This window comes from Actinomadura livida, from assembly GCF_014648675.1.
Classification (GTDB): Bacteria; Actinomycetota; Actinomycetes; order Streptosporangiales; family Streptosporangiaceae; genus Spirillospora; species Spirillospora livida.
In genome coordinates, this window is sequence record NZ_BMRO01000001.1 from 447,732 (window position 1) to 463,129 (window position 15,398).

General features: G+C 74.4%; 16 protein-coding genes. 8 read left to right on the forward strand and 8 right to left on the reverse strand.

Features of this window, described 5'->3' with window-relative positions; genetic code table 11:
* From IEZ03_RS37455 to hpnH, 4 genes are all read left to right on the forward strand, one after another.
* A partial coding sequence (locus tag IEZ03_RS37455) for a hydroxysqualene dehydroxylase (RefSeq protein WP_229807929.1) occupies positions 1-862 on the forward strand: 862 nt, incomplete at its 5' end.
* The gene (locus tag IEZ03_RS01900) at positions 859-1,887 is read left to right on the forward strand and encodes a polyprenyl synthetase family protein (protein WP_184882687.1); all 1,029 of its coding nucleotides are present in this window, start codon (positions 859-861) and stop codon (positions 1,885-1,887) included. The genes IEZ03_RS37455 and IEZ03_RS01900, both read left to right, overlap by 4 nt.
* Positions 1,887-3,761 carry a squalene--hopene cyclase gene (gene shc, locus IEZ03_RS01905; protein WP_184882685.1) on the forward strand — a complete coding sequence of 625 codons (1,875 nt, stop codon included), beginning with the start codon at positions 1,887-1,889 and terminating at the stop codon, positions 3,759-3,761. Before IEZ03_RS01900 ends, shc begins: the two co-directional genes overlap by 1 nt.
* Positions 3,762-3,764: 3 nt before the next feature.
* The gene (gene hpnH / locus IEZ03_RS01910; protein ID WP_184882683.1) at positions 3,765-4,769 is read left to right on the forward strand and encodes an adenosyl-hopene transferase HpnH; all 1,005 of its coding nucleotides are present in this window, start codon (positions 3,765-3,767) and stop codon (positions 4,767-4,769) included.
* Here hpnH and IEZ03_RS01915 read toward each other — a convergent pair.
* Entirely contained in the window at positions 4,731-4,937 is a 207-nt protein-coding gene (locus IEZ03_RS01915) for a hypothetical protein (protein ID WP_189241144.1), read from the reverse strand. The two genes, hpnH and IEZ03_RS01915, sit on opposite strands and share 39 nt — an antisense overlap.
* Positions 4,938-4,942: 5 nt before the next feature.
* Positions 4,943-6,925, reverse strand: a complete 1,983-nt coding sequence (locus IEZ03_RS01920) for a bifunctional phosphatase PAP2/O-acyltransferase family protein (RefSeq protein WP_184882680.1) — start codon at positions 6,923-6,925, stop codon at positions 4,943-4,945.
* Positions 6,926-7,118: 193 nt separating this feature from the next.
* Here IEZ03_RS01920 and IEZ03_RS01925 point away from each other — a divergent pair, with 193 nt between their 5' ends.
* Positions 7,119-7,841 carry a PadR family transcriptional regulator gene (locus IEZ03_RS01925; RefSeq protein WP_184882678.1) on the forward strand — a complete coding sequence of 241 codons (723 nt, stop codon included), beginning with the start codon at positions 7,119-7,121 and terminating at the stop codon, positions 7,839-7,841.
* Positions 7,842-7,843: 2 nt separating this feature from the next.
* Positions 7,844-8,362: a DUF1707 SHOCT-like domain-containing protein gene (locus tag IEZ03_RS01930; RefSeq protein ID WP_184882676.1), complete on the forward strand. Its 519-nt coding sequence runs from the start codon at positions 7,844-7,846 to the stop codon at positions 8,360-8,362.
* Here IEZ03_RS01930 and IEZ03_RS01935 read toward each other — a convergent pair.
* On the reverse strand, positions 8,354-8,518 hold the full coding sequence (locus IEZ03_RS01935) for a response regulator transcription factor (protein WP_229807930.1): 165 nt from the start codon (positions 8,516-8,518) through the stop codon (positions 8,354-8,356). The two genes, IEZ03_RS01930 and IEZ03_RS01935, sit on opposite strands and share 9 nt — an antisense overlap.
* Before the next feature lie 39 nt (positions 8,519-8,557).
* Positions 8,558-9,487, reverse strand: a complete 930-nt coding sequence (locus IEZ03_RS01940) for a LysR family transcriptional regulator (RefSeq protein ID WP_229807931.1) — start codon at positions 9,485-9,487, stop codon at positions 8,558-8,560.
* A 72-nt stretch (positions 9,488-9,559) separates the two neighbouring features.
* On the opposite strand from IEZ03_RS01940, the gene IEZ03_RS01945 reads away from it, so the two are divergent.
* Complete coding sequence (locus IEZ03_RS01945) at positions 9,560-9,745, forward strand: hypothetical protein (RefSeq protein WP_132049878.1); 186 nt, start codon at positions 9,560-9,562, stop codon at positions 9,743-9,745.
* Here IEZ03_RS01945 and IEZ03_RS01950 read toward each other — a convergent pair.
* The 4 genes from IEZ03_RS01950 to edd are packed head-to-tail and all read right to left on the reverse strand — an operon-like array spanning position 9,726 to position 13,626.
* A complete protein-coding gene (locus IEZ03_RS01950; RefSeq protein WP_184882674.1) occupies positions 9,726-10,115 on the reverse strand; it encodes a PPOX class F420-dependent oxidoreductase in 390 nt (129 codons plus the stop codon). The genes IEZ03_RS01945 and IEZ03_RS01950 overlap by 20 nt on opposite strands.
* A 36-nt stretch (positions 10,116-10,151) precedes the next feature.
* Positions 10,152-10,778 carry a bifunctional 4-hydroxy-2-oxoglutarate aldolase/2-dehydro-3-deoxy-phosphogluconate aldolase gene (gene eda, locus IEZ03_RS01955; RefSeq protein ID WP_132049882.1) on the reverse strand — a complete coding sequence of 209 codons (627 nt, stop codon included), beginning with the start codon at positions 10,776-10,778 and terminating at the stop codon, positions 10,152-10,154.
* Positions 10,775-11,764 (reverse strand): glucokinase, encoded by a 990-nt coding sequence (glk, locus tag IEZ03_RS01960; protein WP_229807932.1) that lies wholly within the window; start codon positions 11,762-11,764, stop codon positions 10,775-10,777. The genes eda and glk overlap by 4 nt, the downstream gene beginning before the upstream one ends.
* A gap of 50 nt (positions 11,765-11,814) precedes the next feature.
* Positions 11,815-13,626, reverse strand: a complete 1,812-nt coding sequence (edd, locus tag IEZ03_RS01965; RefSeq protein ID WP_184882670.1) for a phosphogluconate dehydratase — start codon at positions 13,624-13,626, stop codon at positions 11,815-11,817.
* Between the two features lie 147 nt (positions 13,627-13,773).
* On the opposite strand from edd, the gene IEZ03_RS01970 reads away from it, so the two are divergent.
* Positions 13,774-14,898: an ROK family transcriptional regulator gene (locus IEZ03_RS01970; RefSeq protein WP_184882668.1), complete on the forward strand. Its 1,125-nt coding sequence runs from the start codon at positions 13,774-13,776 to the stop codon at positions 14,896-14,898.
* Positions 14,899-15,398 lie beyond the last annotated feature (500 nt).

The following is a 15,398-nucleotide window of genomic DNA, read 5'->3' on the forward strand; positions in this document are numbered from 1 at the left end:
GCACGGGCAGCGGCCGTGGGCCCGGCAGGCGCTCTGGGGCCTGTTCCTCACCTCCGCGCTGAACGCCGAGGTGGACGAGGCGGCGCTCGGGCTGTCGGCCATGGTGTGCCGCCACGCGCTGTTCGGGCGCGCCGACGCGGCCGACATCGGGCTGCCGCTCGTGCCGCTGGATGAGCTGCACGGCGGCCCGGCGCTGCGGCGGATCGCGGAGATGGGCGGGACCGTCCGCCTCAAGGCCAAGGTCGAGGCGGTCACCACCGACCCGAAGGTCGTCGTGGACGGCGTCCCGATGGCCGCCGACGCGGTGATCATGGCGGTGCCGCACGACGCGGCGGCGCGGCTGCTGCCCGCGCAGGCGCTGCCGGACCCGCTGCCCTGGCCCGAGCTCGACGCCAGCCCGATCGTGAACGTGCACGTCGTCTACGACCGCCCGGTCATGGACGGGCCGTTCGCCGCCGCCGTCGGCTCGTCCGCGCAGTGGGTGTTCGACCGGACGGCCGTGAGCGGGCTGCGCGGCGGCCAGTACCTCGCGGTCTCGCTGTCGGCCGCGGACCGCTGGGTCGACATGCCGACCGCCGAGCTGCGCGCCCGGTTCGTGCCCGAGCTGCGGCGGCTGCTGCCCGCCGCGCGGGACGCCCGCGTCCGGGACTTCTTCGTGACGCGGGAGCGGCGCGCGACGTTCCGGCAGCGCCCGGGCACCGCGGCCGCCCGCCCCGGCGCGGCGACGCGGGCGGCCGGGCTGTTCCTGGCCGGCGCGTGGACCGACACGGGCTGGCCCGACACCATGGAGGGAGCAGTGCGCAGCGGCCTCACCGCCGCGCGCCTGGCCCGCCGCCACCTGGAGGGGGTGCGGGACCGGTGACGGCTGTTCCCGGCTCGATGACCGATGTCCGTGAGCTGGTCGACGGCGCGCTGCGCGCCGCGGTCGGCCGGCTCGACCCGCGCACCTACCGGGTCGCCGCCTACCATCTCGGCTGGACGGACAAGGAGGGCCGGCCGCGCAAGGCGCCCGCCGGCAAGGCGCTCCGCCCGGCGCTGGCGCTGCTGTCGGCCCGCGCCGCGGTGGCGCCGCAGGAGAGCGCCCTTCCGGGGGCGGTCGCGGTCGAGCTGACCCACGCGTTCTCGCTCCTGCACGACGACATCATGGACGGCGACCGGACGCGGAGGCACCGCCCGGCGGCGTGGACGGTCTTCGGCGAGGCGTCCGCGATCCTGGCCGGGGACGCGCTGCTCGCGCTCGCCGGCGAGGTCGTGCTGGAGGCGCCCGGACAGGGCTCCGCGCGGGCGGCGCGCGTGCTCGCGGCCGCCACGCGGCGCCTCATCGCGGGCCAGGCCCTCGACATGGACCTGGAGACCCACCACAAGCGCGCCGGCCTGGACGAGTGCATGTCGATGGCGGCCGACAAGACCGGCGCGCTGCTGGCGTGCTCCTGCGCGATCGGGGCCGTCCTGGACGGGGCGTCCGAGCCCCTCTGCGCCGCGCTTGAGGCGTTCGGGGCCGACCTCGGGATCGCCTTCCAGCTCACCGACGACCTCCTCGGCATCTGGGGCGACCCTGCCGCCACCGGCAAGCCCGCGCTGTCGGACCTGCGCTCCCGCAAGATGTCGCTGCCGATCGTGGCGGCGCTGAACTCGGGCAGGCCCGAGGCCGCGCGGCTCGCGGAGCTTTACGCGCGCCCCGGACCGCCCGAGGACGACCTGTCCGAGGACGAGCTGGCCGAGGCCGCCGGCCTGGTGGAGGCGGCCGGTGGGCGCGCCTGGGCCGAGATGGAGGCCGAGAGCCGCATCCAGCGCGCCGCCGAGCACCTGGTCACGGCCCGGATCCCGGATCCCGTGCGGGCCGACTTCCTGCGCATCGCCGACTTCGTCACCCGCAGGGACCACTGATGACGGCGGTGGAGACGGGGACGCGGACCCGGACGGCGGCCGAGGCGCTGGAGGCGGCGCGCGAGCACCTGCTGCTCCTGCAGTCGCCGGAGGGATGGTGGAAGGGCGAGCTGCAGACCAACGTGACGATGGACGCCGAGGACCTGCTGCTGCGCGAGTTCCTCGGCATCCGCACCGGCGCCGACACCGACGAGACGGCCCGCTGGATCCGGTCGCGGCAGGCTCCGGACGGCACCTGGGCGACCTTCCACGGCGGCCCGCCCGACCTGTCCACCACGGTCGAGGCGTACGTGGCGCTGCGGCTCGCCGGGGACCCGCCCGACGCGGACCACATGATGCGCGCGGCCGCCTACGTCCGCGGCGCGGGCGGCATCCCGGCGACCCGGGTGTTCACGCGCTTCTGGCTGGCGATGTTCGGCCGGTGGCCGTGGGACGAGCTGCCCGTGCTGCCGCCGGAGATGATGTTCCTGCCGCGCTGGTTCCCGCTGAACGTCTACGACTGGGCGTGCTGGGCTCGGCAGACGATCGTTCCGCTGGCGGTCGTGGGGGCGCTGCGTCCCGTCCGGCCGCTGCCGTTCGGGCTGGACGAGCTGGCGCCCTTCGACGACGTCCCGCGGAACCGGAGGCGGGGCCTGCCGGGGTGGGACACGGCGTTCGAGACGCTCGACCGGGCCCTGCACGTGTACGAGCGGCGGCCCGTGCGGGGGCTGCGGCGGGCCGCGCTCCGCCGCGCCGGGGAGTGGATCATCGCGCGGCAGGAGCGGGACGGCTCGTGGGGCGGCATCCAGCCGCCCATGGTGTACTCCCTGATCGCGCTGCACCTTCTCGGTTACGGCCTGGACCACCCGGTCGTGCGGCGCGGCCTGGACGGCCTCGAACGCTTCACGATCCGGGACGCGGAGGGACGGCGGATCGAGGCGTGCCAGTCCCCCGTCTGGGACACCGTCCTCGCGATGAACGCGCTCGCCGACGCGGGACTGCCGGAGGGGCACCCGGCCCTGGAGCGGGCCGCGGAATGGGTGATCGGCGAGGAGGTCCGCGGCCCCGGCGACTGGGCGGTGCGGCGGCCCGACCTGCCGCCGGGCGGGTGGGCGTTCGAGTTCGACAACGACTGCTACCCGGACGTCGACGACACCGCCGAGGCCGTCATCGCGCTGAACCGCGTGCGGCATCCGCTGGCCGAGCCCGCGATCGAGCGGGGCGTCCGCTGGATGGCCGGGATGGCGTCCCGGGACGGCGGCTTCGGCGCGTTCGACGCCGACAACACCCGCGGGCTGTGCCGCAGGCTCCCGTTCTGCGACTTCGGCGAGGTCGTCGACCCGCCGTCCGCCGACGTCACCGCGCACGTCGTGGAGGCCATGGCGCACCGCGGCATGGCCGACTCGCTGACGGTCAAGCGGGCCGTGGTGTGGCTGCTGAAGGCGCAGGAACCCGACGGGTCCTGGTTCGGCCGGTGGGGCGCCAACCACGTGTACGGCACGGGCGCCGTCGTCCCCGCGCTGATCGCCGCGGGCGTCCGGCCCGGCAGGCCGGAGATCCGCGCCGCGGTGGAGTGGCTGGAGCTCCACCAGCGCGACGACGGGGGCTGGGGCGAGGACCTGCGCTCCTACCGCGACCCGTCGTGGATCGGGCGGGGCGTCTCGACGCCGTCGCAGACCGCGTGGGCACTGCTCGCGCTGCTCGCCGCCGGGGAGCGCGGCGAGGCCGTCGAACGCGGCGTCGGCTGGCTGGCCGAGCACCAGCGGGCCGACGGCACGTGGGACGAGGACCACTTCACCGGCACCGGGTTCCCCGGCGACTTCTACATCAACTACCACCTGTACCGCCTGGTGTTCCCGATCTCGGCGCTGGGCCGGTACCTGAAGGGTGCATGAGACATGGCGATGCCACTGCGCCAGAGCCTGCGGGTCGGCGGGTACGTGCTGCGCAACAGGCTGGCGGGACGCAAGCGCTTCCCGCTCCTGCTGGAACTGGAGCCCCTGTACGCGTGCAACCTGGCGTGCGCGGGCTGCGGGAAGATCCAGCACCCGGCCGACGTGCTCAAGCAGCGGATGCCCGTCGAGCAGGCGGTCGCGGCCGTCCGCGAGTGCGGCGCGCCGATGGTGTCGATCGCGGGCGGCGAGCCGCTGATGCACCCGCAGATCGGGGAGCTGACCGCCGAGCTGGTCAGGATGCGGCGGTACGTGTTCCTGTGCACGAACGCGGCGCTGATCCCGAAGAAGATCGACCGGTTCGAGCCGTCCCGCTACTTCGCGTGGGCCGTGCACATCGACGGGCTGCGCGAGCGGCACGACGCGTCCGTCTGCAAGGAGGGCGTCTTCGACCAGGCGGTCGAGGCGATCAGGATGTGCAAGGAGCGCGGGTTCCGGGTCACGACGAACACGACCGTGTTCAACACCGACACCCCGCAGACCGTCATCGACGTCCTCGACTACCTCAACGACGAGCTGGCCGTCGACCAGATGATGATCTCGCCCGCGTACGCCTACGAGAAGGCGCCCGACCAGGAGCACTTCCTCGGCGTCCAGGAGACCCGGAGCCTGTTCCGCAAGGCGTTCGCGGACGGCCGGCGGGAGCGCTGGCGGTTCAACCACTCGCCGCTGTTCCTCGACTTCCTCGAAGGCAAGACCGACTTCCCGTGCACGGCGTGGGCGATCCCGTCGTACTCGCTGAAGGGCTGGCAGCGGCCCTGCTACCTGATGGACGACGGCTACACCGCCAGCTACCGGGAGCTGGTGGAGACGACCGACTGGGACGCCTACGGGCGGGGACGCGACGACCGCTGCGCGAACTGCATGGCGCACTGCGGGTACGAGCCCACCGCCGTGTTCGCGACGATGGGCTCACTGAAGGAGTCGCTGCGCGCCGTGCGCAGCGTGTGAGCCCGGCGGGCGGTGCCGCCGGCGGGCCGTAGGGCCCGGCGGCGGCACGGTGGTCAGCGGCACGGTGGTCAGCGGCACGGTGGTCAGCGGCACGGTGGTCAGCGGCACGGTGGTCAGCGGCACGGTGGTCAGCGGCACGGTGGTCAGCGGCACGGTGGTCAGCGGCACGGCCGTCAGCGCGGCCCGTCCCGCAGTTCCTCGAGCACGTCGCCGAAGGCCGCCATCAGCGCGTCGGCGTCGTCGGCCAGCCCGGGATCGAGGGAGAGGCCGAAGCACAGCTCCCCGTCGATGCCCAGCCCGGCGATCGCGAACGCCGTGCCGGGCGCCAGCGGGACGATCGGGTACACGGCGGTGAGGGGCGCCCCGGCCAGCCGCAGCGGCCCGGCGGTGGCGGGCAGGCTCGACACGGTCCCCTGGAGGAAGCGGCCGCTGTAGGACATGCGGGCGAAGCGCCGGTGCAGCGGCGCCGGCAGGAAGCGTCCGGCCTGCCACATCACGAACCATGCCGCCTGCCCGCGGGTCCCGGAGCGCAGCACCCGGGCGCGTTTGGCGATCACGGCGAGCCGGTCGGTCTCGGCCATCTTCCCGACGGGCAGGTCCACCATGACGGCGGTGGTGTGGTTGCCGACCATCGCGCTGCCCGGCGGCCGCATCATCAGCGGCACCGCGACGCGGACGGCGGCGGGCCGCCCCTCCTCCTCGCCCATGACCCGGTTCAGGGCGCCCGCGAACGCGCAGAGGACGACGTCGGTGACGCGGGCGCCGTGGCGGCGGCCCGTGTCGCGCACCTCCGCCAGCGGGAGCCGCATGGTGCCGTACCGGCGCTCCGGCGTGCCGGACGACGGCAGCCGCTCCGGGCGCGTGACGGCGGTGGCGAGCTGCGCGAGCCCGGCCGCGGTCGCGAGCGCCCTGCGCAGCGGCCGGCGCGGTGGCGCGGGCACCGGCGCGGGCGGCGGCTCCATCAGGTGGACCGCCTGCGCGACGATGCCGACGCCGTCGGCGACCACGTGGTGCATCAGGTACACGACGGCGGTGCGGCCCGGCGCGGCGCCCTTCAGCACGACCATGCGCCACGGCGGCCGGTCCAGCGGCAGCCGCTCGGCCTGCAGTTCGGCGACGGCCTCGCGCACGCCGGCCATGCCGTCGACGCGCCGCTCCATGACGTGCCACTCCCAGTCGACCGGGTCGTGGTCCCGCCAGAGCGGCCGGCGCCAGCGGCCGCGCCCGGTGAGCCGCTGCCGGAACCGGGGCAGCCCGTCGAGCCGCGCCCGGATCTCCCGGACGAGGTCCGCGCGGCCGACCTCCCGGGCGGCGGTGTCCAGCATGATCAGGCCGCCGGCCTGCTGCGGGGCGGCGGGCGTCTCCACGGCCATGAAGAACGCGTCCGGGCCCTCGACCTTCGGAGCCGGCGGGCGGGACGCGCGCTCGGCGATGTAGACCGGGATGGCGACGAACGGGATCGCGGCGACGGCGTCCAGCAGGAAGTGGTTCGCGGTGGCCATGATGACGTAGAGGGTCACCAGGATGTGCACGATGTTGAGCACCTGCACCCAGCGCTTGGCCTTCACGCGGGCGAGTTCCACGCCGACCCACATCGTCCAGGCCATGTGCAGGGACGGCACCGCCGCCAGCTGGTCGGCGTGCTCCACCAGCGGCGACCCCCACGACCCCCACGTGCCGCCGAGGTAGACGGTGTCGATGAAGCCGAGGTCGGGCATCAGGCGCGGCGGCATGACCGGGTACAGCACGAAGCAGGTGAGGCCGCCCAGGTTCAGCAGGATGAACGAGTTGCGGGCCGTCCGGTACCGCTCGGGATGGCGCAGGAACAGCCAGAGCAGCAGGGCGAGCGCGCTGGCGATGTAGGTGATGGCGTACTCGTAGTTCGCCAGCACCCGCAGGATGCCCTGGTCGGCGAGCCACCTGTTGAGGGAGAGCTCGATGTCGAGGCGCAGGGCGCGTTCGAGGCTGTAGATCGCCTCGCCGTGCTCCCGGGCGCGGCCGATCCTGGCCTCCTCGGGAAGGCCGGCCACGACCAGGTACACCCCGAACAGCAGCAGTCCGAGCAGCATCTCGCGCCGGGCGCTCAGCCGCGCCCGGGCCGCCGTACCGGTGGTGAGCACCGTGTCCCGCACGGTGACCGCTTCGCCAGTGCCCATCGTCCTCCCCATAACGGCTGTTACCCAAGTTTCCTGCGATCAGACGGGGGCGCCCGGAACCGGGGACCGCGTCCGGAACGTCGCGCCGGGGACGGAAAGTTCTCGGGAACAATCTAGCTCATTCGGTCGTCTTCGATATATCGTTGGTGTATCGCGAGAGATCATAGAGAGATCTCAGAAGGTGGTGTAGAACATGGGACACCGGCATGGGCACGGCGGCCCGCGGGGCCGCGGCGACTCCCCGAACCTCGGCTGGCTGTTCGGCGGCGGCCCCGGTCCCGGACCGTGGGGCCCGCCCGGCTTCGGCCCCGGCGGGCGGCCCCCGTGGGCGCGCGGGCGCGGCGGCCCGTGGGGGCGGGGCCCGAAGGCGCGCAAGGGGAACGTCCGCGCGGCGATCCTCGTCCTGCTCGCCGAGGAGCCGCGCAACGGCTACCAGATCATCCAGGAGATCCACGAGCGCAGCGGCGGGGCCTGGAAGCCGAGCCCCGGCGCGGTCTACCCGGCGCTGCAGCAGCTCGCCGACGAGGGCCTGATCGCGGGCGAGGAGGCGGCCGGGCGGCGGTCCTTCCACCTCACCGACGAGGGGCGCGCCCACGTCGAGGAGAACGCCGCGCGGCTGGCCGAGCCGTGGGCGGAGATGACGCCCGAGTACGGCGAGGGCGTCCCCGAGCTGTTCCGGCAGGCCGCGCAGATGGGCGCCGCGGTGATGCAGATCGTCCACTCCGGTTCCGGCGAGCAGGTCGCGCAGGCCAGGGACGTCCTGTCGAACGCGCGGCGCGACCTCTACCGGATCCTCGCCGACGACATCGACGGCACGCACGACGCGGCCCACGACGATGACACCGACGATGACACCGGCGACGACACCGGCGACGACACCGGCACGGGCCCGACGTCCGCGCACCACGGGGAGTGAACATGGCACGCCAGGACGAGCCGCGCGACGAGATGCGCATCGGTGACACCGAACGGGACGCCGTCATGGTCGCGCTCCACGACCACTTCGCGGCGGGACGGCTCGACCGCGGGGAGCTGGACGAGCGCATGGACGCCGTGCTGTCCGCCAAGACGCGCGGCGACCTGCGGCCCCTCGTCCGCGACCTGCCCGCGCCGACCGGCCTGCCCGAACCGGACCGGCGGGCGCCGTCGTCCATGGAGGGCGCGGCGGTCATGTTCGGCGGGCCCTGGCACCCGGCGTGGCAGGAGCACCACCGGCACATGGCCCGGCGCAGGCATCGGCACATGGCACGGGGCCACCACCGGCACGGGCCGCCTTTCCCGGCGTTCCCGCTGCTGCTCGCGGTGTTCCTCGTGCTGGCGTTCACGGTCGGGCCGGGCGCGGGGGTCCTCGCCGTCCTGCAGATCGCGCTGGCCGTCTGGATCGTCCGCGCGGCGCTGCTGGCCTTCGGCGCGCGAAAGTCCGGCCGCTCAACCTAGTCCCGCGTCCCTCGCGAGGAGCCCCGCCTGGGTCCGGTCGGCGCAGCCGAGCTTGTCGAGGACGCGGGAGCCGTGGCCCTGCACGGTGGCCTCGCTGAGGTGGAGGCGTCCCGCGATCTGCGCGTTGGACATGCCCTCGCCGAGGCAGGCCGGCACCCGGGCGTCCTCCGGGCGAGCGCGGCGGACTGAGCCGGGTCAGGCGGCGGGCATCCGGGCGCAGCGGGCGGGGACGGCGTCGTGGAGGGCGCGCAGGCCGCGGTCGATCAGGGGGTTGCCGCGGCTGCCGCGCCGCACGCAGGTCAGCAGGCGCCGCTGCGGGACGGCGTCGCCGGTCAGCGGGACCCGGACCACCGGCTGGTCCGCGGGCCCGCCCGCGAGCCGCGGGACGAGCGACACGCCGAGCCCGTGCGCGACCAGCGCCCAGATCACCGACCAGTTGGTGGCGTGGTGCGCGAACCGGGGCGTGAACCCGGCGGCGCCGCAGTACGCCAGCACCTGCTGGTGGTGGGCGCAGACCTCGGGCTCGACGCTGATCCACGTCTCGTCCTCCGCGTGCTCCAGCCGGACGCCGGTCCGGCCCGCCAGCGGGTGCCCGGCCGGGACGATGAGGTCGTAGACCTCCTCCAGCAGCGGTTCGCGGTCGAAGCGGAGGTCGTCGGACGGCGGCGCGTCCGGGGTGGGCTCGATGACCGCGATGTCGGTGTCGCCGGCGGCGAGGAGGCCGACCGCGACGTCGGTATCGCATTCGCGGACCTCGACCTTGAGGTCTGGATCGTCCCGGATCAGGGCGCCGGCGGCCGGTGCGACGAGACCGCCGACCGCCGTCGTGAACCCGCACATGCGCAGCGGCCCCGCGCCCCCCGCGCGGTGCGACTCCAGGTCGGCGAGGGTCTCCTCCCACTTGGCGAGCAGCCCGTCGGCGTGCTCGATCAGCAGGTTCGCGGCCGGTGTCAGCTTCACCTTGCGGCCCTGCGGCTCCAGCAGCGGCACCTTCAGCTCCCGCGCCAGCTCGCGGAGGTGGTGGGAGACCGCCGACGGGGTCAGGTGCATCGCCTCCGCCGCCGACGTGACCGTCCCGTACTGGTGGACGAGCCGGAGCATGTGCAGCCGCCGCAGATCAATCATGAAACCATATTGCACGATTCAGTGCGGAAACCTGAAATAGACGGCAACGATCGGAGACCGCAGACTGGAGTCATGACTCAGCGGAACACCACTCTCTCCCGGCACGTGACCAGTGAAGGCATCGTCGTCTGGACCCGGTGCGCCTGCGGCCGGCTCCGCATGGACCTGCTGCCGACCGCGGGCGGCGCACCCCTCACCGCGGGCCCCTGCCCGCGCTGCCACACCGGCCCGGACCCGCTCAGTCCCGATCGAGGGTGAGTTCGTAGTGGAGCGTCCGGTACCCCTTCATCCGGTGGAACAGCGGCACCGCGAACCCCTGGAGGAAGGGGTGCTTGCGGGCCAGCAGCCTGCGGACCGGCTTCGACTCCTCCTCGGTGAGCAGCCGGACCCGGCCGCGCGACGCGGCCCCGGTGACCTCCCCCCGGAACGTGCTCGGCGCGATCTCCACCTCCGGGTTGCGCGCCAGGCGCTTCGCCTTGAACGCCTTGTCGTAGGTGCGGAAATAGGCGAGGTCGCCTTGGACGACGACGTTGACGGGCGTGCCGACCGGCGTCCCGTCCTTGCGGTAGGAGGTCAGCAGGACGGTGCGCTGCTTCTTCAGGGCGGTCAGTGCCGATGTAGTGGTCATGTCCGGTAGACGGGGGGTCCGCCTCCGGATGTGACATCACCCGGTGCGCAGGGCGGCCGCTTCGGAGGCGAGCCTGCGGACGCGGTCCCAGTCGCCGGCGCGGACGACGCTCGCCGGGGTCAGCCAGGAACCGCCGACGCACCCGACGTTGCCGAGCGCGAGGTAGTCGGCGGCGTTCCGCGGGCTGATCCCGCCGGTCGGGCAGAACCGGACCTGCGGCAGCGGCCCGGCGAGCGCCCTGAGCGCGGCGGCGCCGCCCGCGGCCTCGGCGGGGAAGAACTTCATCGCGGTGATCCCGTCCTCCAGCAGCGCCATCGCCTCGGACGCGGTGGCGACGCCCGGCAGGAACGGCAGGCCGGTCGCGGCCATCGCGGCCTGGAGGCCGGGCGTGCGGCCGGGGCTGACCAGGAAGCGGGCCCCGGCGGCGGCGGACCGCTCGGCGTCCTCCGGGCGGACGACCGTCCCCGCGCCGACGACCGCGTCCGGGACCTCGGCGGCGATCCGCTCGATCGCCGCCGGCGCGGCGGGCGTGCGGAGCGTCACCTCGATCACGGGCAGCCCGCCCGCGACGAGGGCGCGGGCCATCGGGACGGCCGCCTCCGCGTCGTCCAGGACGACGACGGGGATCACGGGCGCGAGGTCGAACAGGTCTTCGGCGATCATGCAGGCTCCAGGGAGTCCGGGTCGGGCGGGCGCTGCGCGATCCGCATGGTGGCGCCGGCCAGGGCGGGGCCGGGGTGGACGATGAGCGCGGTGGGGACGCCGCGCAGGTAGTCCTCGACGGGGGGCTTCCCCTCGAAGCGGGCGCGGAACGCGCTGTCGCGCAGCACGTCCGCGATGCGCGGGAGGATGCCGCCGCCGAGGTAGACGCCGCCCCGGGCGCCGAGCGTCAGGGCGGCGTTCCCGGCCAGCGAGCCGAGCAGCGCGCAGAACATGTGCAGCGCCTCGCGGCAGACCGGGTCGTCGCGGCGCTCGCAGATCCGCTGCGCGGTGAGCGGTCCGGCCGGCGCGCCGTCGAGGGTCGCGAGGTACCGGTGGATGCGGGCCAGGCCGTCCCCGGACAGCAGCAGCTCGGCGGTCGCGGAGCCGCGCTCGGCGCGCAGCAGCCGCGCGACCTCGATCTCCCGGTCGGTCGCGGCCGGGATGTCGACCTGGCCGCCCTCACCGGGCAGCGGCACCCACCCGGACGGAGTCGGGACGAGACCCGCCACGCCCAGGCCGGTACCCGGACCGACCACCGCGAGGGTCCCGCCGGCGGACGGACGGTCCTCACCGATCGGGACCAGGTCGTCAGGGCCCAGGCGCGGAAGCGCCAGGGCGAGGGCTTCGAAGTCGTTGATGACCTCTAGGTGAGGCAGGCCGAGGTGGGCTCGGACCTCCTCCGGAGTGCCCTTCGGCCAGCCCGCGTTGGTCAGGCGGAACGTCTCGCCCGTGACCGGCCCCGCCACCGCGAGGCACGCGGCGGACGGCCGGACGCCTCCCGCGTGCTCGCGGAGGTACGCGGCCGCGGCCTCGGCGAGCCCGGCGTGGTCGCGGGTCGGCAGCGAACGGACGCGGTAGGGGGCGCCGTCCGGGCCGTCCACCAGCGCGAACCGCGCGTTCGTGCCGCCGACGTCCGCGACCAGCCACGGCCGGTGCGCTCCGCTCACGCCTGCACCCTGTGGGGGGACGACCCCCCACGCCCCCCGGTTCGCTTCGCTCATGTGAAGACCCCCGCGCCGCGCTCGGCCGGGCCGACCGCGTGCCGGAACGCCTGGAACAGCTCCCGTCCGGTGCCCCATGCGCGTCCGGCGTCTCCGGCCGCGGGTTCGCGGGCGGCGAACTCCCCGTCCGGGACGAGAACCTCCAGCACGCCCGCGTCCGCGTCGAGCCGGACGACGTCGCCGTCGCGGACGCGGGCGAGCGGCCCGCCCGCGGCCGCCTCCGGCGACACGTGGATCGCGGCGGGCACCGCCCCCGAGGCGCCCGACATGCGTCCGTCCGTGACCAGCGCGACGCGGTGCCCCCGGTCCTGCAGGACCGACAGCGGCGGGGTGAGCCGGTGCAGTTCCGGCATGCCGTTGGCGCGCGGCCCCTGGTTGCGGACGACCGCCACCACGTCCCGGTCGAGCTCCCCTGCGGCGAACGCGTCCTGGAGGTCCTCCTGCGAGTCGAACACGCGGGCCGGGGCCTCGACCGTCCGGTGCTCGGGACGGACCGCGGACACCTTGACCACCGCCCGGCCGAGGTTGCCGCGCACCGTGTGCAGCCCGCCCTGCGCGTCGAACGGCTCCGCCACCGGCCGCAGGACGTCCGTGTCGCCCGACTCGGTGACGGCCTCCCGCCACTCGGCCCTGCCGCCCGCGAACTCCGGGACGCGCCGGTAGTCGGCGAGGGTGTCGCCGCCGACCGTGCGCGCGTCCGCGTGCAGGAGCCCGGCGTCGATCAGCTCGCCGATGAGGAACGCGGTGCCGCCGGCCGCGTGGAAGTGGTTCACGTCGGCGGACCCGTTCGGGTAGAGGCGGGTGAGCAGCGGCGTGACCCTGGACAGCTCGTCGAAGTCGTCCCAGGTCAGCTCGATGCCGGCCGCGGCGGCCATCGCGACGAGGTGGAGCGTGTGGTTCGTCGAGCCGCCGGTGGCGAGCAGCGCGACGACGCCGTTGACGAACGCGCGCTCGTCCAGGAGTTCGCCGATGGGCGTGTAGTGGTCGCCCAGATCGGTCAGCTGCAGGACGCGCCGCCCGGCCGCCTCGGTGAGGGCGTCCCTCAGCTTGCTGCCCGGCGGGACGAAGCTCGCGCCCGGCAGGTGCAGGCCCATGACCTCCATCAGGAGCTGGTTGGAGTTGGCCGTCCCGTAGAACGTGCACGTGCCGGGCGAGTGGTAGGACGCGGCCTCGGCGGCGAGCAGTTCGTCGCGCCCGGCCTCCCCGGCCGCGAACCGCTTGCGGACCTTCGCCTTCGCGTCGTTGGGCAGCCCGGACGCCATCGGCCCGGCCGGCACCAGGACCACCGGCAGGTGCCCGAACGACAGCGCCCCGATCACCAGCCCCGGGACGATCTTGTCGCAGACGCCGAGCAGCAGCGCGCCGTCGAACATGTCGTGGGACAGCGCCACCGCCGTCGCCATCGCCACCACGTCCCGGCTGAACAGCGACAGCTCCATGCCGGCGCGGCCCTGCGTGATGCCGTCGCACATCGCGGGCACTCCCCCGGCGAACTGCGCCGTCCCCCCGGCCGCCCGGATCGCGGCCTTGAGCAGGTCGGGGTAGTCCTGGAGGGGCTGGTGCGCGGACAGCATGTCGTTGTACGCAGACACGATCGCGATGTTGGGGGTGACGCCGCCCCTCAGCCACAGCTTGTCCTGGGCGCCGCAGGCCGCGAAGCCGTGGGCGAGGTTCGCGCAGCCCATGCCGCCGCGCACCGGGCCCTCGGTCCGCGCGTCCCGGATCCGCTCCAGGTACGCGCCTCGCGCTCCGGCGCTCCGCTCGGCGACACGCCGGGTCACTTCCGCCAGCACGGGATGGACGGCCATCAGACGCTCCAGGACGAAGGGGGATCTTCGCGATCAAGCTACCGAGACATAGGTAAGCGAGACAACCCACTTACGAATTTTCTTTTACATAAGTCATCCTCTTGCGTCAACTAGACGTACTGAACACGGACGTGCTTGACTGACCGGATGCCGCGTCCCGCCGGCCGCCCGTCCACGAGCGGCGACATCCTGCGCCTGATCCGCGAGGACGGTGTCGCCACCCGCGCCGAACTGGGGCGCGTCACGGGGCTGTCCCGCCCCGCCGTGGCCTCCCGCGTCGCCGACCTCGTCGCCCGCGGCCTCGTCGTCGAACGCGCGGACGGCCCCTCCACCGGCGGCCGCCCCCCGGCCCGCCTGGAGTTCAACGCCGCCGGCGGCACCGTCCTCGTCGCCAACCTCGGCCAGTCCCGCGGCCAGGTCGCCGTCTGCGACCTGGCGGGCGCGGTCATCACCCGCGCCGACGGCCCGCCGCCCGAGGCCACCCCTGGCAAGACGCTCCCCCGGCTCCTCGACCAGTGGACATCGCTGCTGGCGGACTCCGGGATCGACGCCGCCACCGTCCGCGGCGTCGGCCTCGGCGTCCCCGACGCCGTGGAGCACGCCGCGGGACGCTGGGACGCCGTGGAGATCGGCCCTCCGATCTCCGGCCGCTTCGGCGTCCCCGCCTACCTCGACAACGAGGTCAACGCCGCCGCCCTCGGCGAGCACCAGGCCCACCCCGGCGTGGACGACCTCCTGTTCGTCAAGGTCTCCACGGGCATCGGCGCCGGCCTCATCGCGGGCGGCCGCATCCAGCGCGGAGCCCTGGGCGCCGCCGGCGAGATCGGGCACGTACCCGTCCCGTCCTCGGCGGAGACCCCCTGCCGCTGCGGCAACGTCAACTGCGTCGAGGCCGTCGCGGGCGGCACCGCCCTCCTGGCCCGCTCGCCGGCGCACGACCTGGCCGGCCTCGCCGCCCTGGCCCGCTCGGGCGACCCCGGCACCGTCGCGCTCCTCCGCGAGGCCGGCCGCCGCATCGGCGAGGTGGTCGCCACCGCCGTCAACCTGCTCAACCCGGCCGTCGTCGTCCTCGGCGGCGACCTCGTCGGCGCCGACGAGCCGCTGATCGCCGGTCTCCGCGAGGTCGTCTACCAGCGCGCCACCGCCCTCGCGACCCGCAACCTGCGCATCGAGCCCAGCCGCCTCGGCGAGGCCGCGGGCCTCACCGGCTGCGCCGCGATGGTCCTCGACCGCATCCTCGCCCCGGAGGCCGTCGACTCGCCTCCCCGCTGAGCGAGGCCGGCCCGCCCTTCCCGGGAGCGTGACCCGGGGGCGGGCCCCCCGGGTCACGAATGGCGTGCCGGATTCCGCCGTACACCGCGAGAACGGCTCCCCTCTAGCACAGCCGGGCGGCGGCCTGCCAGGGGTCGCCATGGCGGCCATCGGCCATGACTGCCTGAGAAAACGATTCGACACCGAATTGGCAAAGTCGCCGCCGATCCACCACTCGGACGAGCCGGACAAATCGCCAAATTGCGGGGCGCTCACCCGCCCTCGGTGACCACTCACGGCACACCTGTCACACCGATATGTTCTTCCGGGTAACACTTTTCTACCGCCGCGGCGCACGTCTGGACGGGAATTCACTCTGGCAATCACGGAGGATTCATGGCTAACGTGTCCTCGTTCGCCGAAGGCAGTCGATCGATCGGCCGAACACCATTGATCGAAGGCGGAAAGATCGCGCCGGGGACGCGGAATCCCCGGTCGGCGGACGAAAAGGGAGCGGCGGA

What these genes read in the sequence shown, in the direction of transcription:
- shc (WP_184882685.1), top strand. Translation starts at nt 1,887, where the DNA reads ATGACGGCGGTGGAGACGGGGACGCGGACCCGGACGGCGGCCGAGGCG.
- hpnH (WP_184882683.1), top strand. Translation starts at nt 3,765, where the DNA reads ATGGCGATGCCACTGCGCCAGAGCCTGCGGGTCGGCGGGTACGTGCTG.
- IEZ03_RS01920 (WP_184882680.1), bottom strand. Translation starts at nt 6,925, where the DNA reads ATGGGCACTGGCGAAGCGGTCACCGTGCGGGACACGGTGCTCACCACC.
- IEZ03_RS01925 (WP_184882678.1), top strand. Translation starts at nt 7,119, where the DNA reads ATGGGACACCGGCATGGGCACGGCGGCCCGCGGGGCCGCGGCGACTCC.
- IEZ03_RS01930 (WP_184882676.1), top strand. Translation starts at nt 7,844, where the DNA reads ATGGCACGCCAGGACGAGCCGCGCGACGAGATGCGCATCGGTGACACC.
- IEZ03_RS01940 (WP_229807931.1), bottom strand. Translation starts at nt 9,487, where the DNA reads ATGATTGATCTGCGGCGGCTGCACATGCTCCGGCTCGTCCACCAGTAC.
- IEZ03_RS01945 (WP_132049878.1), top strand. Translation starts at nt 9,560, where the DNA reads ATGACTCAGCGGAACACCACTCTCTCCCGGCACGTGACCAGTGAAGGC.
- IEZ03_RS01950 (WP_184882674.1), bottom strand. Translation starts at nt 10,115, where the DNA reads ATGACCACTACATCGGCACTGACCGCCCTGAAGAAGCAGCGCACCGTC.
- eda (WP_132049882.1), bottom strand. Translation starts at nt 10,778, where the DNA reads ATGATCGCCGAAGACCTGTTCGACCTCGCGCCCGTGATCCCCGTCGTC.
- edd (WP_184882670.1), bottom strand. Translation starts at nt 13,626, where the DNA reads ATGGCCGTCCATCCCGTGCTGGCGGAAGTGACCCGGCGTGTCGCCGAG.
- IEZ03_RS01970 (WP_184882668.1), top strand. Translation starts at nt 13,774, where the DNA reads ATGCCGCGTCCCGCCGGCCGCCCGTCCACGAGCGGCGACATCCTGCGC.